Source organism: Haloprofundus salilacus (assembly GCF_020150815.1).
Classification (GTDB): Archaea; Halobacteriota; Halobacteria; order Halobacteriales; family Haloferacaceae; genus Haloprofundus; species Haloprofundus salilacus.
Genome location: NZ_CP083723.1, coordinates 784,135 through 798,669, shown reverse-complemented (window position 1 = coordinate 798,669; position 14,535 = coordinate 784,135). Strand labels below are relative to the sequence as shown.

General features: G+C 63.2%; 19 protein-coding genes and 1 tRNA gene. 13 read left to right on the top strand and 7 right to left on the bottom strand.

Annotated elements, in window-relative coordinates; translation table 11 throughout:
• Positions 1 to 68: 68 nt before the first annotated feature.
• From LAQ58_RS04125 to LAQ58_RS04115, 3 genes are all read left to right on the top strand, one after another.
• A complete protein-coding gene (locus LAQ58_RS04125; RefSeq protein ID WP_224449352.1) occupies positions 69 to 1,112 on the top strand; it encodes an Mrp/NBP35 family ATP-binding protein in 1,044 nt (347 codons plus the stop codon).
• On the top strand, positions 1,109 to 1,405 hold the full coding sequence (locus LAQ58_RS04120) for a DUF7976 family protein (protein ID WP_224449351.1): 297 nt from the start codon (positions 1,109 to 1,111) through the stop codon (positions 1,403 to 1,405). The genes LAQ58_RS04125 and LAQ58_RS04120 overlap by 4 nt, the downstream gene beginning before the upstream one ends.
• 69 nt (positions 1,406 to 1,474) lie before the next feature.
• The gene (locus LAQ58_RS04115) at positions 1,475 to 2,110 is read left to right on the top strand and encodes a uracil-DNA glycosylase (protein ID WP_224449350.1); all 636 of its coding nucleotides are present in this window, start codon (positions 1,475 to 1,477) and stop codon (positions 2,108 to 2,110) included.
• 31 nt (positions 2,111 to 2,141) lie between these two features.
• Here LAQ58_RS04115 and LAQ58_RS04110 read toward each other — a convergent pair whose 3' ends face one another.
• Positions 2,142 to 2,339, bottom strand: a complete 198-nt coding sequence (locus LAQ58_RS04110; RefSeq protein ID WP_224449349.1) for a hypothetical protein — start codon at positions 2,337 to 2,339, stop codon at positions 2,142 to 2,144.
• Positions 2,340 to 2,636: 297 nt separating this feature from the next.
• Here LAQ58_RS04110 and LAQ58_RS04105 point away from each other — a divergent pair, with 297 nt between their 5' ends.
• From LAQ58_RS04105 to LAQ58_RS04070, 8 genes are all read left to right on the top strand, one after another.
• Positions 2,637 to 2,942: a HalOD1 output domain-containing protein gene (locus tag LAQ58_RS04105; RefSeq protein ID WP_224449348.1), complete on the top strand. Its 306-nt coding sequence runs from the start codon at positions 2,637 to 2,639 to the stop codon at positions 2,940 to 2,942.
• Between the two features lie 162 nt (positions 2,943 to 3,104).
• Complete coding sequence (locus LAQ58_RS04100; RefSeq protein ID WP_224449347.1) at positions 3,105 to 3,860, top strand: DUF2064 domain-containing protein; 756 nt, start codon at positions 3,105 to 3,107, stop codon at positions 3,858 to 3,860.
• Positions 3,861 to 4,107: 247 nt separating this feature from the next.
• On the top strand, positions 4,108 to 4,674 hold the full coding sequence (locus tag LAQ58_RS04095) for an Lrp/AsnC family transcriptional regulator (protein WP_224449346.1): 567 nt from the start codon (positions 4,108 to 4,110) through the stop codon (positions 4,672 to 4,674).
• Positions 4,675 to 4,707: 33 nt separating this feature from the next.
• Positions 4,708 to 4,998, top strand: a complete 291-nt coding sequence (locus tag LAQ58_RS19045) for a HalOD1 output domain-containing protein (protein WP_425490684.1) — start codon at positions 4,708 to 4,710, stop codon at positions 4,996 to 4,998.
• A gap of 159 nt (positions 4,999 to 5,157) precedes the next feature.
• Positions 5,158 to 5,496 (top strand): DUF7344 domain-containing protein, encoded by a 339-nt coding sequence (locus LAQ58_RS04085; protein ID WP_224449344.1) that lies wholly within the window; start codon positions 5,158 to 5,160, stop codon positions 5,494 to 5,496.
• A 203-nt stretch (positions 5,497 to 5,699) separates the two neighbouring features.
• Positions 5,700 to 5,782 (top strand) — tRNA-Ser (locus LAQ58_RS04080).
• A 431-nt stretch (positions 5,783 to 6,213) separates the two neighbouring features.
• Positions 6,214 to 6,387: a hypothetical protein gene (locus LAQ58_RS04075; protein WP_224449343.1), complete on the top strand. Its 174-nt coding sequence runs from the start codon at positions 6,214 to 6,216 to the stop codon at positions 6,385 to 6,387.
• Positions 6,388 to 6,503: 116 nt separating this feature from the next.
• A complete protein-coding gene (locus LAQ58_RS04070) occupies positions 6,504 to 6,821 on the top strand; it encodes a DUF5785 family protein (protein WP_224449342.1) in 318 nt (105 codons plus the stop codon).
• A 13-nt stretch (positions 6,822 to 6,834) separates the two neighbouring features.
• Here LAQ58_RS04070 and udk read toward each other — a convergent pair whose 3' ends face one another.
• Complete coding sequence (gene udk / locus LAQ58_RS04065) at positions 6,835 to 7,530, bottom strand: uridine kinase (RefSeq protein ID WP_224449341.1); 696 nt, start codon at positions 7,528 to 7,530, stop codon at positions 6,835 to 6,837.
• A gap of 231 nt (positions 7,531 to 7,761) precedes the next feature.
• Between udk and LAQ58_RS04060 the strand changes: the two genes are divergently transcribed.
• Both LAQ58_RS04060 and LAQ58_RS04055 read left to right on the top strand, forming a co-directional pair.
• Positions 7,762 to 8,352, top strand: a complete 591-nt coding sequence (locus LAQ58_RS04060; RefSeq protein WP_224449340.1) for a CBS domain-containing protein — start codon at positions 7,762 to 7,764, stop codon at positions 8,350 to 8,352.
• 120 nt (positions 8,353 to 8,472) lie between these two features.
• Positions 8,473 to 9,837, top strand: coding sequence for an ABC transporter substrate-binding protein (locus LAQ58_RS04055; RefSeq protein WP_224449339.1), 1,365 nt, complete (start codon positions 8,473 to 8,475; stop codon positions 9,835 to 9,837).
• Between the two features lie 27 nt (positions 9,838 to 9,864).
• Here the strand turns inward: LAQ58_RS04055 and LAQ58_RS04050 are convergent, their stop codons facing one another.
• From LAQ58_RS04050 to LAQ58_RS04030, 5 genes are all read right to left on the bottom strand, one after another.
• Positions 9,865 to 10,170 carry a MazG nucleotide pyrophosphohydrolase domain-containing protein gene (locus tag LAQ58_RS04050; RefSeq protein WP_425490728.1) on the bottom strand — a complete coding sequence of 102 codons (306 nt, stop codon included), beginning with the start codon at positions 10,168 to 10,170 and terminating at the stop codon, positions 9,865 to 9,867.
• Positions 10,171 to 10,276: 106 nt separating this feature from the next.
• Entirely contained in the window at positions 10,277 to 10,981 is a 705-nt protein-coding gene (locus LAQ58_RS04045) for an ABC transporter ATP-binding protein (protein WP_224449337.1), read from the bottom strand.
• Positions 10,978 to 11,889, bottom strand: coding sequence for an ABC transporter ATP-binding protein (locus LAQ58_RS04040; RefSeq protein ID WP_224449336.1), 912 nt, complete (start codon positions 11,887 to 11,889; stop codon positions 10,978 to 10,980). Before LAQ58_RS04040 ends, LAQ58_RS04045 begins: the two co-directional genes overlap by 4 nt.
• Entirely contained in the window at positions 11,882 to 13,258 is a 1,377-nt protein-coding gene (locus LAQ58_RS04035; RefSeq protein WP_425490683.1) for a branched-chain amino acid ABC transporter permease, read from the bottom strand. Before LAQ58_RS04035 ends, LAQ58_RS04040 begins: the two co-directional genes overlap by 8 nt.
• Complete coding sequence (locus tag LAQ58_RS04030) at positions 13,255 to 14,193, bottom strand: branched-chain amino acid ABC transporter permease (protein WP_224450213.1); 939 nt, start codon at positions 14,191 to 14,193, stop codon at positions 13,255 to 13,257. The genes LAQ58_RS04035 and LAQ58_RS04030 overlap by 4 nt, the downstream gene beginning before the upstream one ends.
• Between the last annotated feature and the right edge of the window lie 342 nt (positions 14,194 to 14,535).

The following is a 14,535-nucleotide window of genomic DNA, read 5'->3' as shown; positions in this document are numbered from 1 at the left end:
GGTTTGGGGCCACCTTCGCCTCACCGCTTACATAACCCTTATTCGAGCCACGGACCCACCATGAGGGCATGAACGAAGCTGACGTACGAGACCTCCTGCGCGAGGTCGAGGACCCGGACCTCGGCGAGGACATCGTCTCGCTCGGTCTGGTCAACGCCGTCGAGGTCGACGACGGCGTCGCCCGCGTGTCACTCGCGCTCGGTGCGCCCTACGCGCCGCACGAAACGCAGATTGCGAGTCGCGTCCGCGAGGTGCTCTTGGACGCGGGCGTCGACGTCGACCTCTCGGCGAAGATGCCGTCGTCGCTCTCGCAGAGCGAGCAGGTGCTCCCCGGCGTGAAGAACGTCATCGCCGTCGCCTCCGGCAAGGGCGGTGTCGGCAAATCGACCGTCGCCGTCAACCTCGCGGCCGGGCTGTCGCAACTTGGCGCGCGCGTTGGCCTGTTCGACGCCGACGTGTACGGGCCGAACGTCCCGCGGATGGTCGCCGCCGACGACCACCCGCAGGCGACGGCGGAGGAGACCATCATCCCGCCCGTGAAGTACGGGATGAAGCTGATGTCGATGGCGTTTCTCGTCGGCGAGGACGACCCCGTCATCTGGCGCGGCCCGATGGTCCACAAGATTCTGACCCAACTGGTCGAGGACGTAGAGTGGGGCGAACTCGACTATCTCGTGCTCGACTTACCTCCAGGAACCGGCGACACCCAACTGACGATTCTGCAGACGCTGCCGCTGACGGGCGCGGTCATCGTAACGACGCCGCAGGACGTGGCGCTCGACGACGCCCGCAAGGGACTGCGGATGTTCGGCACCCACGACACGAACGTCCTCGGCGTCGTCGAGAACATGTCGAGTTTCGTCTGCCCCGACTGCGGCAGTAGCCACGACATCTTCGGCTCCGGCGGCGGAAAGGCGCTCGCCGAGGAGACCGATCTCCCGTACCTCGGCGGGATTCCGCTCGATCCCGACGTTCGGACCGGCGGCGACGGCGGTGAACCCATCGTGCTGGAGGACGAGGGCGAGACGGCCGACGCGTTCCGCGTGCTGACCGAGAACGTCGCCAACAACGTCGGCGTCGTCAATCGGATGAAGCTCCGCTCGCAGAGATGAGCGAAGAATCCGTCGAACCCGATGGCACGGGCGAAGAGAGTGAGGACGAACCGGACTGGCAGATGGCCCCCGACTCCGACGCCGATTTTCGGCCGGACGACGAGCGGGTTCGAGTGCTCCGCGAGGTCGCCGAGGACGTCTACGGGGACAGTTCCGAGAGCAAGCAACTCTCGGCGATTCTCTACCGCGTGAGCGACCTCTACGACCCCGACGGCGACACCTCGCCCGAGGAAATCTACCTGAACGTTCGCCACATCATGAACATCAAGGAGCAGGGCGGATTGCGGCGGTGAGCGACTTAGTTCGGAACCGACACCGCTCCCTCCCGCACCGTTTTATCTTCCCTTCCCCAACCCCCCGCCGTGGACGCCCACCAGCATACGCTGGAGAACCCCTTCAGCATGGACGAACACTGCACGAACTGTCCAGCGCTCTGCGAGACGCGCGAGCATCTCGTCCACGGCTACGGCGACGTGGGCGCGGAGTTCGTCTTCGTCGGGGAGATGCCGAGCGCCGGGGCCGACGAGGCGGGGGTTCCGTTCGTCGGCGACGCCGCGGGCGAGCGACTCCAGTACGTTCTCGGCGAACTCGGCTTCTCGCGGTCGTCGCCCGAAACGACCGAACCGGACCTCCAGAACGTCTTTCTGACGAATCTCACGCGCTGTCGCCACCCCGATCGCGGGCCGAACGACGAGGAAATCGACACCTGCGAGCCGTATCTCAACGCCGAGATTCGGATGATAAACCCCGAAATCATCGTCCCCGTCGGTCAGCGGGCGCTCGAAGCACTGGCGTTCGACTACACCACCCGGCGCGTCGACAGTTTCGACGTGGACGCCGAACACGCGACGACGATTCGCGGCCGCGGCTTCGAACTCGTGCCGATGGTCGAACTCGACAGACAGACCGACGAACAGACCGAGGCGTTCGTCGAACACGTCGTCGAGAACGTCTTCGGCCGCGATTACCGACAGACGAAGGGTCGCCGCGGGCGGTAATCTACGGCTGTGCAGCCGTCTCCGCCGCCGGTCACCAGTAGGGCGTCTCCGTCCTCGCCGTCCGCTGTATCGCAAACCGCACCGTCGCCGCGACGAGGAGGGCGAGCAGCGCCGAAGTGACGACTGTCGCCGCCGACAGCCCGACAGCGAAAAATGTGAGCAGCGCACCGAGGGCCGCGAGTCCGCCAACGGCGACGACGAGTCGCGTGAGATGTTTGACGGCGTCCATACCTCACGCATCGACGTTGACGGCAAAGAGTATTTCTCCCCGGTCACTCATCTATTTTGATACTCTGATATCAGTATCAACGAACGAAGTGTGTCGTTTTAGAGAACAACATTCACTAGTAAAATTGTAGCAAACATTCTGGGAAATAATCCATAAGGCATTTAAATCGGTATCCCGCCAGAACTGACGGACATGGATGGACCGGGCAACTCCAAGGGAGATCCAGCGGATGATTCGAGTCGAGGGTCGACTACCGAGCATTCCGCCGATTCGAGTTCCTCAGATGCGAGCGCGTCGGTGGACGAGTTCGTCTCAGCACGTCGTACCGAAGTCGCGAGTGCGACGTACGACCCCGACGACCCGGACTCGTTGACACTTGCCGTCGCGAAGGCGCTCGCGGCGGCGATGGACACTCAACCCCTCCAACTGCAACCGCCGATCGGCAACGTCATCGACCTCGGCTTCGCGGAGGCGGTGCTGTCGAGCAACTCCACACCGGAGGCGACCCCGATGCGGTACGTCGGCTTCACGTACGGAGAGTACGAAGTCGTCGTGTTCAGCACCGGCGAAGTCGACGTGTACGAACTGCCACAGCAGCGGTAACCGTTCGTCGACCGGCATCCGAGTCGGCCGATACCAGTTCGTCGGTCGGGCGGGCGCACGGGACCACGACGGACCCTCCTCCTTTCGCTTTCCTCGTCGAACGCGGCCGCTCGCCGTCGCGACACCACCGGGTTCAAGAACTCGCCGCCACGAGAGACCTGTATGACCGTCGTCGCCGTTTTCGCCGACCCGCCGCGACCGGGCCTCGTGCTCCCGAAGCTCGCCGAGACGAGTCCGCTCACCCAATCGGAGGTCACCGACCTCTACACCGCGATGCTGAAAGACGCGTTCCTCGCGGCCGTGCGCTCGGGCGGCGAACTGCTCGTCAACTACCGCCCCGACGAGCATCTCCCCGACGAGTTCGTCACCGACGAACCCGCCGCGGCGGCGGTTCGCGCTGTCGCCGCCGACGCCCTCGGCGACCTCTCGGACGTGCGCGTCGAGAAACAGGTCGGCTCGACGTTCGACGCCCGCGCGGGCAACACAGTCACGCACCTCCTCGACACCGAGGGTGAGCAGTCCGTCGCCGTCGTTCGCGGGAACGCGCCATTTCTCACGCGGACGCTCGTCGACTCGGCCGCGATGAAACTCCGCGCTTCGCCCGTCGTGCTCGGTCCCTCCGCCGACGGTCGCTGTTACTACGCGGCGTTCGCAGAGCCGATCGACTTCATCGAGGCGTTCGCCGACCCCGAAATCGAGACGCTCGCCGCCCACGGCCGCGATGCGGGTCTCGACGTGGATTTCGTTCCGATGCAACCGACCGTCGAGACGGGAGCCGACCTCCTGACGGTATTACCGATGCTGCACGCCCGCCGCGAGGCGGGGCGCATCGTCCCGAAGCACACCGCCGAGTTCGTCGCGGAACTTGGTCTCCGGGTCGCCGTCGAGGACGGAGCGAAGCAGGTCGTCCGCGTGTGAAAGCCGACGATACGTGCCCTGACCGCCGGAAGTACGACGCCGATGGGATGGCCGAGTGGACGATTGTCTTCGAGTAGGACGCGTGCAGCGTTCGGTATCTCCGGTTCGTTCCGAAAACGTTCGATTTTCGGCTTCTCCTCCCCGTCTGGTCGTCCGGATTGGACGTCCCGACTCTCCAGCAGGTGGCGCGCGAAATACAGCCATTTCGGCCACTTCAACGAAGTGAGTCGAGGACGAACATCTCCCTATGCCTCCTGCCACGGACGACGTCTCACTCGATCGGGTCGACCGCGCTATTCTTCAACTGCTCCAGCGTGACGCTCGCCACACGACCGCAGTAGACCTCGCCGAGAGGGTCGGCGTCTCCGATGGAACGATTCGGAACCGCATCGAAAAGCTCGAAGAAGAGGGCGTCATCCAGGGATACGCCCCGCTGATCAACTACGAGGCAGCGGGGTATCAACTCCAGATTCGCTTCATGTGCTCTACCAGAATCGTCGAACGTGAGGCGTTGGCGCGGGAAGCGCTCCAGATAGAGGGGGTCGTCGAGGTTCACGAAGTGATGACCGGTCGCAACAACATCGAAATCAAGGTTGTTGCACCCCACCACGACGACGTCACACGCGTCGCGACGAAACTCGACGAGATGGGAATGGATATCGAGAGCGAGGATCTGATCCGTCACCACTACTTCCGTCCGTTCAATCACTTCGGTACGGAAAACATCAGTAGCGACGTAGAGGATGAACACCCTAGCGAGTACGACGTCGGTGTCTCCTCCCGTCAAGATGATTTAGATTATCGAAGCGAATAACGGGTGTAGGCGGCGTAAACGTAGCGTTATTAGATGAGATTTATAGTACCGAAGCGTTTCTTCCACTTTACGATGGATCGTTCTCACTCGATATCCCAGCAGATCGTGAGACTGGTCGCAGACGATTCCGCTACTGAACCGGACGAGCTACCGCCCCTGTACCACAGTATCGACCCAAACGCGCTGGAGACGATTATCGAATCCATGAGTCGAGGGCACGTTCAGTTCCTCTATGCAGGCGTTACCGTACGTATCGCCGCTGACGGTACCGTCGAACTGACGGCTAACGCTCCACTGGGATCGACGAAGAGTTCCGGGGACTAGCTGTATTGTCGCTAAGAGCAGATCCGGATCCGGACATCGTCCGCCGCTAGAGTTCGGTAATGCGATTCGATTATCGAAACAAACTGAGTTTCGATTTTCGCAATCAAAGGATTGAGATTAACGAAATCTCTTTGCTATTGCGTCGGCTAAACGGTGTCGATGCAACTACCTGCCAGCACACCCACGACAAACGCGTTCGAAGTTCTTACTCATCCACTTCGATGGCACACGCTCAAAATCCTGGACGAAGTAGACACTGCTCGGAACCTAGCCGAATTAGCGGCTGAGATCACCGAAACCGTCTCGGACGAAAGTCTGAACAGAGCCGAGGAACGAATCGAACGGATACAAATCGCGCTCCACCACTGTCACCTCCCAAAACTGGTCGATGACGGCCTCATCATCTACGACCAGGAGGCTCGCACCGTGGCACTCGGCGATATCGAGCATCGTTCTCAGCTGAAACGACTGATGGACTCCGAACTCAGCCTCGTCTGAGACGTTCCCCTGTCGGGGGTGGGAGTGAGAACGATACTTTCAACTCTTGCGGGCGTAAAGAGGGTTACAGACCCCGCTGGTGGCGATTTCGCGACGGTCGGTGTTATTCGGTCGGGCCTCGGTGGTCCAAGCGGTCGCCAGTGGATTCGTGGTTCGAAGCCGCGAAACCGCGTGTCAGCGCCGGGTCGAACGCACACCGCTTGGGTGGGATGGCAGAGTGGACTATTGCGCCTGCCTTGAAAGCAGGTGGCCTTCGGCCTCCTGGGTTCGAATCCCAGTCCCACCGCATTCTGACGCGAGCACACGGCGAGCGGTGTATCCGCTTGCCTCTTCCGCGAGTGTCTGATTCGGAGACAACTGGATTCGAAGGAGAACGGTCGCAGCCCGCGACGTGAGCGAAGCGAACGAGCGGGACCGTCCGGACGTGATTCGAATCCCAGTCCCACTGGATTTTCGCGCGATCACTACGGCGAGTAGCTCGTCTACTCGCCACCGCGTGAGCGCGTAAATCGGCGTCAACGGGGATTCGAGCAGACGAGTCGCAGCGCGACCAAAGGGAGCGACCGTCTCGGCAGGTTCGAATCCCAATCCCACTGCATTATCGCGCGAACACCACGGCGAGTAAACACTCTGCTCGCCGATCGAGAACGTCACCCTAACGCGAGTCTCGCCGGCAGTGTGGCGAAGTTACAAATCCCTGTTCAGATAAGTTAACGTATGTCGCACGTACCAGAACGACCGTCCGAGTTCGTCTGCCAAGACTGCCATCTCATCTACGCCGGGAATGTCGTTGGTTCCGGCGAGAACCGTCGCTACGACCCGCCGAACCACTGCGCAGCCTGCCATTCAGAGAACTTCGTCGCGCTCAGCGAGTACTCACACATGGGGTGACCGAACGGTTTGGCGTAACGCGGCCCGCCACGGGACCTGAACTCTCGCAGTGAGGGCCGAGGCCGGACCGACGCGCGAGGCGTAACGGTTTTGCGAGTGCTATCCAACTGCCCGATATGGATTGGCCACACGACCCCGACGGAGAGCAGGGCAGCGAAGGACGCCGGAAGTACGGCCACGCCGTCATCGCCAAGAAGGTCGACGAGGACGAGGACTTCCCGCTGAACCGCGACGAGTTCGTCGCCGAATACGGCGACGACCCGATTCGCCTCGACTCCGAGCGCGTCGTCGCACTGCGCGACATCTTCGAGCACGTCGACCAGGAGGAGTTCTCGGACTTCGTCGACTTCCACAAGGCGGTCGGACGAGCGATGCGAGACAACGGCTACTGGTTCTACGAAGGCGCGGACCAGTTCACGCGAACGCGGTCGTAACGGTCTCTCCGCCTCAGGGTTCGGGTTCGCTAAGCGTCACCGTGTCGGACACCTCGCGGTCGAATGACTCCCGTTCCCAGCCGCGCGCTACGTCGCCGGCGACCTCGGCGCGCACTTTCTCCTCTAACAGGTTGACAGCGACGCTGTTTGCCCCCTCGGGGATGATGAGGTCGGCGTGCTTCTTCGTCGGTTCGATGAACTGCTCGTGCATCGGCTTGACCGTCGAGAGATACTGGCCGATGACGCCCTCCAGCTCCCGTCCGCGCTCGACAACGTCGCGTTCGATGCGCCGGAGAATCCGCACGTCGGCGTCCGTCTCGACGTACAGACGCAGGTCCATCATCTCGTTTACCTCCTCGTCGTACAGCGAGAGAATCCCTTCGAGGATGATGACGTCGGTCGGTTCGACCGTCACGCGCTCGTCCTTTCGGTTGTGCGCCTCGAAGTCGTACTGCGGCATCTCGACGGACTGGCCCTCGGTGAGCGTCGACAGCTGCTCGCGGAGCAACTCCCACTCGAACGCCGAGGGGTGGTCGTAGTTGACCTCCGTTCGTTCCTCGAAGTCGAGGTGGCTGAGGTCCTCGTAGTAGTTGTCGAGCGGGATTCGCGTCACCGACTCGCCGACGCCCTCGGTGATGAGCCGCGAGACGGTCGTCTTTCCCGCCCCCGTGCCGCCCGCGATGCCGATGACGAACGAGGGGATGGTCATTACTGGTAGGCGTTCGCCGAGCGATTTGAACTTACTGCTTCCGACGCTCGTTTCGACTCAGTTGATACGTTTCGACTCTCCAAACTGCCGACTGGACGGCAAGAGAGGATGTCGGGATACAGGGTGACAGCGAGCACGGAAGCCGAGACTGCCGGACTAAAGACGTAGCACGCGGGACGGATTAACTCTACTGGGGGTAGATTTTAGCCCGATTCCGGCCATCTTTCTAGTATGAACACGGATGTCACGGTACGCGATGCCATGGAGCGCGAGTTCGTCGGGGTGAGCGAGTCGGACCCGGTGCGGGCCGCCGCGGAGCTGATGTTCGAGGAGGGCGCCGACTGCATCGTCGTCCTTCGCGGAAACGAACCGGTCGGTGTCGTCTCCTCGCGCGCGGCGCTCGGCGTCGTACTGGACGACGAGGACGAGACGCCAGTCTCCGCGGTGATGACCGACCCCGAACCGATAGTGGAGTCGGAGATGGCGCTCGTCGTCGCCGAAGACCGGATGCGGTCGGAGGCGACGCCGTGGGCGCTCGTGGTCGACGACGGCGAACTCGTCGGGTTGCTCACGGAACGGGACATCCTGATGGCAGCGACGCTGACCCAAGAGGAACTGCGAGCGGACAGCCAGGAGGGAGCGTCCGCCGACGGAAGCGAGTTCGGCGACCCCGGCGGGAACCTCCCGAACGCCGAGACGAACGGCGGCATCGACTCGGAGACGTACTCCTCGCAGAGTATCTGCGAGGTGTGCGGGTCGCTCGCGCGGACGCTCTCGAACGTCAACGGCCAACTCGTCTGTTCTGACTGCCGAGAGGTGTGAGACGACTCCGGGCGGCGCACACTCTTTCGTTGAGAACCACGGGACCGCGTCGTGGCACCGTGTAATTCCTGTCAGCTGGAAAGGCGTAACTTTATAAACTACCCATTCCCATCCGGTAACATGACACGTGGTATCCAACGGCGTAACTTTCTGAAAGCAGTCGGTGTGACCGGTGCGGTCGGTCTCGCCGGGTGTGTACAAGGACCGGGCGAAGACGGCGGAAACGGTGGAGACGGCGGAAACGGTGGGAACGGCAGCAACGGCGGTGGGGGCGGAGGCGGCGGAAGCGGTCCCGACTCGCTCATCGTCATCGGCTACCCCGAGAGCGGGATTCAGCTGTTCCGCGACTACTACAGCGCGAGCGACGGGAGCGAGTCGATTCTCGTCCCCGACGGGTTGCAGGACGGAGACATGCCCGCACAGGTCGGCAACGATATGGAGAACGTCACCGGGACCGCTCCCGCGGCGGGCGGTCCGAACCAGGACGCGTTCAACCAACTGTTCCAAGACGAGTACGACGCCTCACCTAGCGTCTTCACGTCGCAGTCGTACGACTCCGTAGCGCTTCTCATCCTCGCGAACGTCGCCGCCGGCGAGAACAGCGGTCCGGCGATTCGCGACCAACTCCGCCGCATCGCCAACCCCGGCGGCGAGGAGTTCGGTCCGCAGAACTTCGTCGAAGCCGTCGAAGCGGCGGCCAACGGCGACGACATCAACTACCAAGGCGCTTCGAGTGCGACGAACTTCAACGAAAAGGGTGACCCGGCGTCGGCGGCGTACGCCATCTGGGAGTTCGCCGGTCAGAGCTCTTCAGAGACGCCAACGCTGGAGACGCAGGCGTTCGAGGGCGACAGCCCCGAAGGTTCCGGACCCTCGGCCGACAGCGCTCCCGGCGGTCTCGGGCGCGAAGTGTCGGTCGGCATTCTCCTCCCGGAGACGGGTGACCTCGCGTCGGTCGGACAGCCGATGATTCAGGCAGCGCAGATTCCGGCGATGCAGGTCAACGACGCGGACGTCGACCTCACGGTCAACGCGCAGGTCGAAGACAGTCAGACTTCGCCAGACGCTGGCGTCGCGGCGGCGAACTCGCTCGTCAGCGCGGGCGTCCCCGCAGTGTGCGGGTCGGCGTCGTCGGGCGTCAACGTCCCCGTCTCCCAGCAGGCGTTCATTCCGAACGAGGTCGTCGGCTGTTCGCCGTCGAGTACGGCGCTGTCGGTGTCGAACCTCGACGACAACGACTTCATCTTCCGGACCGCACCCTCGGACTTCCTGCAGGGTCGCGTGATGGCGCAGGTCGCCTCCGAGCGCCTCGACGCCAGCTCCGCGGCGACGCTGTACGTCAACAACGACTACGGCCAGCAGCTCTCGGAGCGCTTCGCGGAAGTGTTCGAGAGCGAGTTCGACGGCACGGTCACGAATCAGGTGTCGTTCAACATCGGCGAGTCCTCGTACTCGTCGGTCATCGAGACGGCGCTCGGCAACTGAACTCGACGGCAGTACCCGACTCCGATTTTATTCGTCCGACGACGCGCTCCCAGTGTCGACGATGCGGCGCTGATACTTCTCGAGCGACTCACGCAGCGCGTCGCCCGCGTCGATGTCGAGCGACTCGGCGACGGTCAGAAGCGAGAACAGCGCGTCACCGAACTCGTCGCTCTCGACGTCGAGGTCCTCAGGCGACGCGCCCCACTGAGAGGATTTCGTCGCGTCCGCGGCGAGTTCGCCGACTTCCGACGTGAGGTCGAGCAGTTGGTACGCCGGGTCGGCGTGCAGCTCGTACCGGTCGAGAAACGCGGCCACTTGCTGTTGCTCCGGCATCGAACGGTGGTCGTCTCGCATCGAGTTGGTAGGTTCGCTCGGCGAAGGAAGCCGTTTCGGAGTGTCCTCGTTCGACGACGGCGAAAAGAGACGCGCAGACGGCCGACTACCCGCCGAGGAAGTCCTGTCTGACCTCCTCGTCGTCCAACAGCGCCCGCCCGGTGTCCATGTAGCGATTCTGTCCGTTGACGAGGACGTAGCCGCGGTCGCAGCGCCGCAGCGCCTCTTTGGCGTTCTGCTCGACCATCAGGACGGCTGTCCCCGCCTCGTTGATCTCGTCTATCTTGTCGAACATCTCGTCGACGAGGTCGGGCGCGAGACCGGCGCTCGGTTCGTCCAGGAGGAGCAGGTCGGGGTCGAGCATCAGCGCGCGACCCATCGCGAGCATCTGCTGTTGGCCGCCGCTCATCGTCCCCGCCTTCTGCTCGCGTCGCTCTTTGAGGATGGGGAACCGCTCGTACACTGCGTCGAGCGACTCCTGGGGTACGTCGTCGAGGATGTACGCCCCCATCTCGAGGTTCTCCTGCACCGAGAGCGCCCCGAACACGTTGTCGTTCTGCGGGACGTACCCAAGTCCGAGTCGGATGATGTCCTCGGGGTTCGCGCCGGTGATCTCCGAGTCGGCGAACGTCACCGTGCCGCCCATGTGGCTCGTGAGGCCGAAGACGGACTTCATCACCGTCGACTTTCCTGCCCCATTGGGGCCGACGATGGTGACGTACTCGCTCTCCTCGACGTCCAGATCCACGTCGGTGAGGATCTGCAAGTCGCCGTAGCCGGCGTCGAGGTCGCGCACCTTCAGCAGCGTCATACGTTCCCTCCGAGGTACGCTTCGACGACCTGTTTGTTCTGCTTAATGTCGGCGGGCGTCCCTTCGGTGAGCACCCTCCCTTGGTGCATCACGATGACGTGCTCGCAGTTCTCCATGATGAGGTCCATATCGTGTTCGACTAACAGGAACGTGTAACCCTGCTCGCGCAGTTCGTGGACGTGTTCGAGCAGACGGCGCTCCAGCGACGGGTTGACGCCCGCGAACGGTTCGTCCAGAAGCAGCATATCGGGGTCCGTCAGGAGCGCGCGCGCCATCTCCAGCAGTTTCCGTTGACCGCCCGAGAGGTTGCCCGCGTACTCCTCGGCGAGGTGGTCTATCTCGAAGAAGTCGAGCATCTCCCACGCCCTGTCGAGCAACTCTTCCTCCTGTCGAACGACGTCGTTTCGGACGCCCGGCGTCACCGAGCGCCACAGCGCTTCGCCGCGCTGCTGCTTCGGCGCGAGCATCATGTTCTCCAGGACGGTCATCTCGGAGAGTTCGCGGGCGATCTGGAACGTCCGGACGAGTCCCCTGTCGGCGACGCGGTACGGCGGCAGTCCCGTGATCTCTTCGCCGTTGAAGACGACGCGTCCCGCGTCGGGCGTGTACATCCCCGTGATGAGGTTGAACGTCGTCGACTTCCCGGCACCGTTGGGACCGATGAGGCCCGTGAGCGTGCCGCGTTCGACCTCGAAACTCGCGTCGTCGACGGCGACGATGCCTCCGAACGTCTTGCGGAGGTTCTCGACGCGGAGCGGATACTCCGCCGCGTCGGAGGCAGTGGTTCCGGCGTCGTGCGTCTCGGTCGGTTGCTGTTCGGTCGCCGTCGACTGGGTCGTCGTGTCCGTCATCTCGTCGGTCGTCTCCGTCTCGTCGGTCGCCTCGTTCGGTCCGCTCGCTTCACTCATCGCGCTCGCCCCCGTCTGTCGCTGCCGTCGGTGTCGACGACGGACTATCCGGACGCGAGAGGTCGATACTCGCCGCGATCTCCTTGCGATGGCCCAACAGCCCCTCCGGGCGGTTGTGCATCAGCCAGATGAGTACGAGACCCATGATGACCAACTGGAGCTGTCGGATGCTGTCGAGGGTGTACCAGACGAACGGGAGCGGGTCGAGCGACTGGAAGATCGGCGCGACCGCCGGTCCGAACCCGTTCGGCGCGTCGGTCTGCGGGAGCACCGCCTCCAGGACGTTCTTGAGGTAGAGCGGTCCCTGATACAGCACCCCGGCGAAGATGGCGCCGCCGAGGACGCTCCCCGTGTTCGACCCGGCTCCGCCGATGATGAGCGCGATCCAGACGAAGAAGGTGATACGCGGGCGGAAGAAGTTCGGCGTCACCGCACCCTGTCCGGCCAGCCAGAGAATCCCAGCGAGACCCATGAGCGCACAGCCGAGCATGAACGACTTGATCTTGAACTGGTTCGTGTTCTTGCCGAGCGCGTTCGCCACGTCCTCGTCCTCGCGAATCGCCTTCAGGACGCGTCCGAACGGCGACTCGCCGGTGCGCTTCAGCAGCCAGTAGTAGCCCGCGACGAACAGCAACAGCACCCCACCGTAGACGAGGTTGTCGACGATGGGTTTCGGGTTGTTCAGGTTCAGCGGCCCGAACGTGCCGAACGCCCCCACGAAGCTGAGATACGCGTCCCAGAGTCCGAACGCTCTGAAGAACGCCTCCAGCGGCTGTGTGTAGTCGAGGATGAGTCCCGACCCGCCGCCGAAGCCGACACGCTCGCCGAACAGTTGGAACTGTTGGAACTCGCCGGCGAGAAACGAGAAGCGGACGATTTCGGACATCGCGATGGTGACGATGGCGAGGTAGTCCGCTCGCAACCGTAACGCCGGGAGCGCGACGACGAAGCCGAACACCGCCGCCGCGAGCATCCCGGCGAGCACGCCGACCCACAGCGGGAGTCCGAGTCCACCGACCTGCGCCGCGCCGCCCGGCGTGTAGACGGGTTTCGAGACGAGCGCCATCACGTAGATGCCTACGGCCATGAAGCCGACGACACCGATGTTGAACAGCCCGGTGTAACCCCAGTGGAGGTTCAGCGCCAGCGCCAGCAGCCCGAACACGCCGATGTAAAACGTCAGCGCTGCCACGGAGTTCAGCTGCCCGCGGAGTTGGTAGCCGAGGACGACGCCGCTGAGGATGTACGCGAGATAGATGCCGCCGAGGACGAGGAGAATCAACCCCGTGTCGCCGTCTCGGAGCCTCCCCATCACGTCGTCGACGCGGCTCCTCGTCGCGTTTTCGCCCGAATCGGCGTCGGCGCTCATGCCGTCGACCTCCCGGCGAAGATGCCCTGCGGACGAACGAGCAGGATGAGAATCATCACGACGAACGCAGCGGCACGGGCGAACGCCGACGGTATCCAGATGACTGCCATCGACGCAGTGAGACCGATGACGATGCCACCGGCGATAGCGCCGTACACCGACCCGATGCCGCCGAGGATGACCGCCGCGAAGATCAACAGCAGGAGCAGCCACCCGTCGTCGAACGCGAGCGTCCCTTTCCAGAGGACGAACATGTAGCCCGCGACGCCGGTGAGTGCGCCGCCGATGATCCACGTCCAGCGAACGACGTGTTCGGTCGGGATGCCGGTGATGCGTGCGAGGTCACCGTTGTCGGCCATCGCGCGCATCGCCTTGCCGAGTTTGCTCCGCTGCAGGAGCAGGTGGACCGCGAGCATCAAGCCGACGGCGATAACGAATAACGTCATATCGTGGTAGTTGACGCGGAGCCACCCGTCGATGACGTAGAACGAGTACGCGGGCGGCTGCGAAGTCGTCCCCCGAACCTCGGAGCCGAAGACGAACTGCATGAGGTACCGAAGCGCGAACGCGACGCCGATACTGGCGATGAGAAGCGTAATTCCGCCCTCATTGCGCAGCGGTTTGAACACGGTTCGGTCGACGAACAGCGACAGAAGCACCGTGCCAACGCCCGCGATGACGACGCCGAGGACGACCGCCAGCGGCGTCGTTGAGACGCCGATGCCCAGCGCGCCGCCGAACACCGACCCGCCAGCGCCCACGAGCAACAGCGACCCGATGTCCGCGCGGCCGAGACCGGCGACGAGGTACGTCGTCGCCCACCCGGAGAACGCACCCGCCGAGATGTAATCGCCGTGCGAGAAGTTCGCGAAGTTCAGAATACTGTACGTCATCGAGAGACCGACTCCGGCGAGTCCAATGACGAGTCCGCGCATCAACCCGTCCCACACCAACTCGGCGAGGTCGTGTATCTGTAGCTGTCCAGTTGCGAGCTGTGAGACGAGCACCCAGAGAAGATATACTACGAGAAGTACCCCCGCCGCAGCGCCGAGGGTGTGCGTCAGCGGTCGTCTCTCGACGAACTGACGGCCCCGAGAGTAGGTTTCAGCGACACCCATTGCTAACTATCACCATGATATGTGCGGACGGGAAACACTTATAAAAGTTTCTTCATCCAGAGCCTCGAAGGAAGTTCCACCTGCCGATTTCAGAAAACTCTATACGGACATGTGTGGAAAAATACTCTATCGCACCGAACGGAACCGACAGGATTCGGC

Bases quoted from the DNA above. Each gene is read 5' to 3' on its own strand.
- LAQ58_RS04075 (WP_224449343.1), top strand. From the start codon at position 6,214: ATGTCGCACGTACCAGAACGACCGTCCGAGTTCGTCTGCCAAGACTGC.
- LAQ58_RS04045 (WP_224449337.1), bottom strand. From the start codon at position 10,981: ATGACGCTGCTGAAGGTGCGCGACCTCGACGCCGGCTACGGCGACTTG.
- LAQ58_RS04055 (WP_224449339.1), top strand. From the start codon at position 8,473: ATGACACGTGGTATCCAACGGCGTAACTTTCTGAAAGCAGTCGGTGTG.
- LAQ58_RS04110 (WP_224449349.1), bottom strand. From the start codon at position 2,339: ATGGACGCCGTCAAACATCTCACGCGACTCGTCGTCGCCGTTGGCGGA.
- LAQ58_RS04095 (WP_224449346.1), top strand. From the start codon at position 4,108: ATGCCTCCTGCCACGGACGACGTCTCACTCGATCGGGTCGACCGCGCT.
- LAQ58_RS04035 (WP_425490683.1), bottom strand. From the start codon at position 13,258: ATGAGCGCCGACGCCGATTCGGGCGAAAACGCGACGAGGAGCCGCGTC.
- LAQ58_RS04030 (WP_224450213.1), bottom strand. From the start codon at position 14,193: ATGCGCGGACTCGTCATTGGACTCGCCGGAGTCGGTCTCTCGATGACG.
- LAQ58_RS19045 (WP_425490684.1), top strand. From the start codon at position 4,708: ATGAGATTTATAGTACCGAAGCGTTTCTTCCACTTTACGATGGATCGT.
- LAQ58_RS04040 (WP_224449336.1), bottom strand. From the start codon at position 11,889: ATGAGTGAAGCGAGCGGACCGAACGAGGCGACCGACGAGACGGAGACG.
- LAQ58_RS04125 (WP_224449352.1), top strand. From the start codon at position 69: ATGAACGAAGCTGACGTACGAGACCTCCTGCGCGAGGTCGAGGACCCG.
- LAQ58_RS04060 (WP_224449340.1), top strand. From the start codon at position 7,762: ATGAACACGGATGTCACGGTACGCGATGCCATGGAGCGCGAGTTCGTC.
- LAQ58_RS04085 (WP_224449344.1), top strand. From the start codon at position 5,158: ATGCAACTACCTGCCAGCACACCCACGACAAACGCGTTCGAAGTTCTT.
- LAQ58_RS04120 (WP_224449351.1), top strand. From the start codon at position 1,109: ATGAGCGAAGAATCCGTCGAACCCGATGGCACGGGCGAAGAGAGTGAG.
- LAQ58_RS04070 (WP_224449342.1), top strand. From the start codon at position 6,504: ATGGATTGGCCACACGACCCCGACGGAGAGCAGGGCAGCGAAGGACGC.
- udk (WP_224449341.1), bottom strand. From the start codon at position 7,530: ATGACCATCCCCTCGTTCGTCATCGGCATCGCGGGCGGCACGGGGGCG.
- LAQ58_RS04100 (WP_224449347.1), top strand. From the start codon at position 3,105: ATGACCGTCGTCGCCGTTTTCGCCGACCCGCCGCGACCGGGCCTCGTG.
- LAQ58_RS04050 (WP_425490728.1), bottom strand. From the start codon at position 10,170: ATGCCGGAGCAACAGCAAGTGGCCGCGTTTCTCGACCGGTACGAGCTG.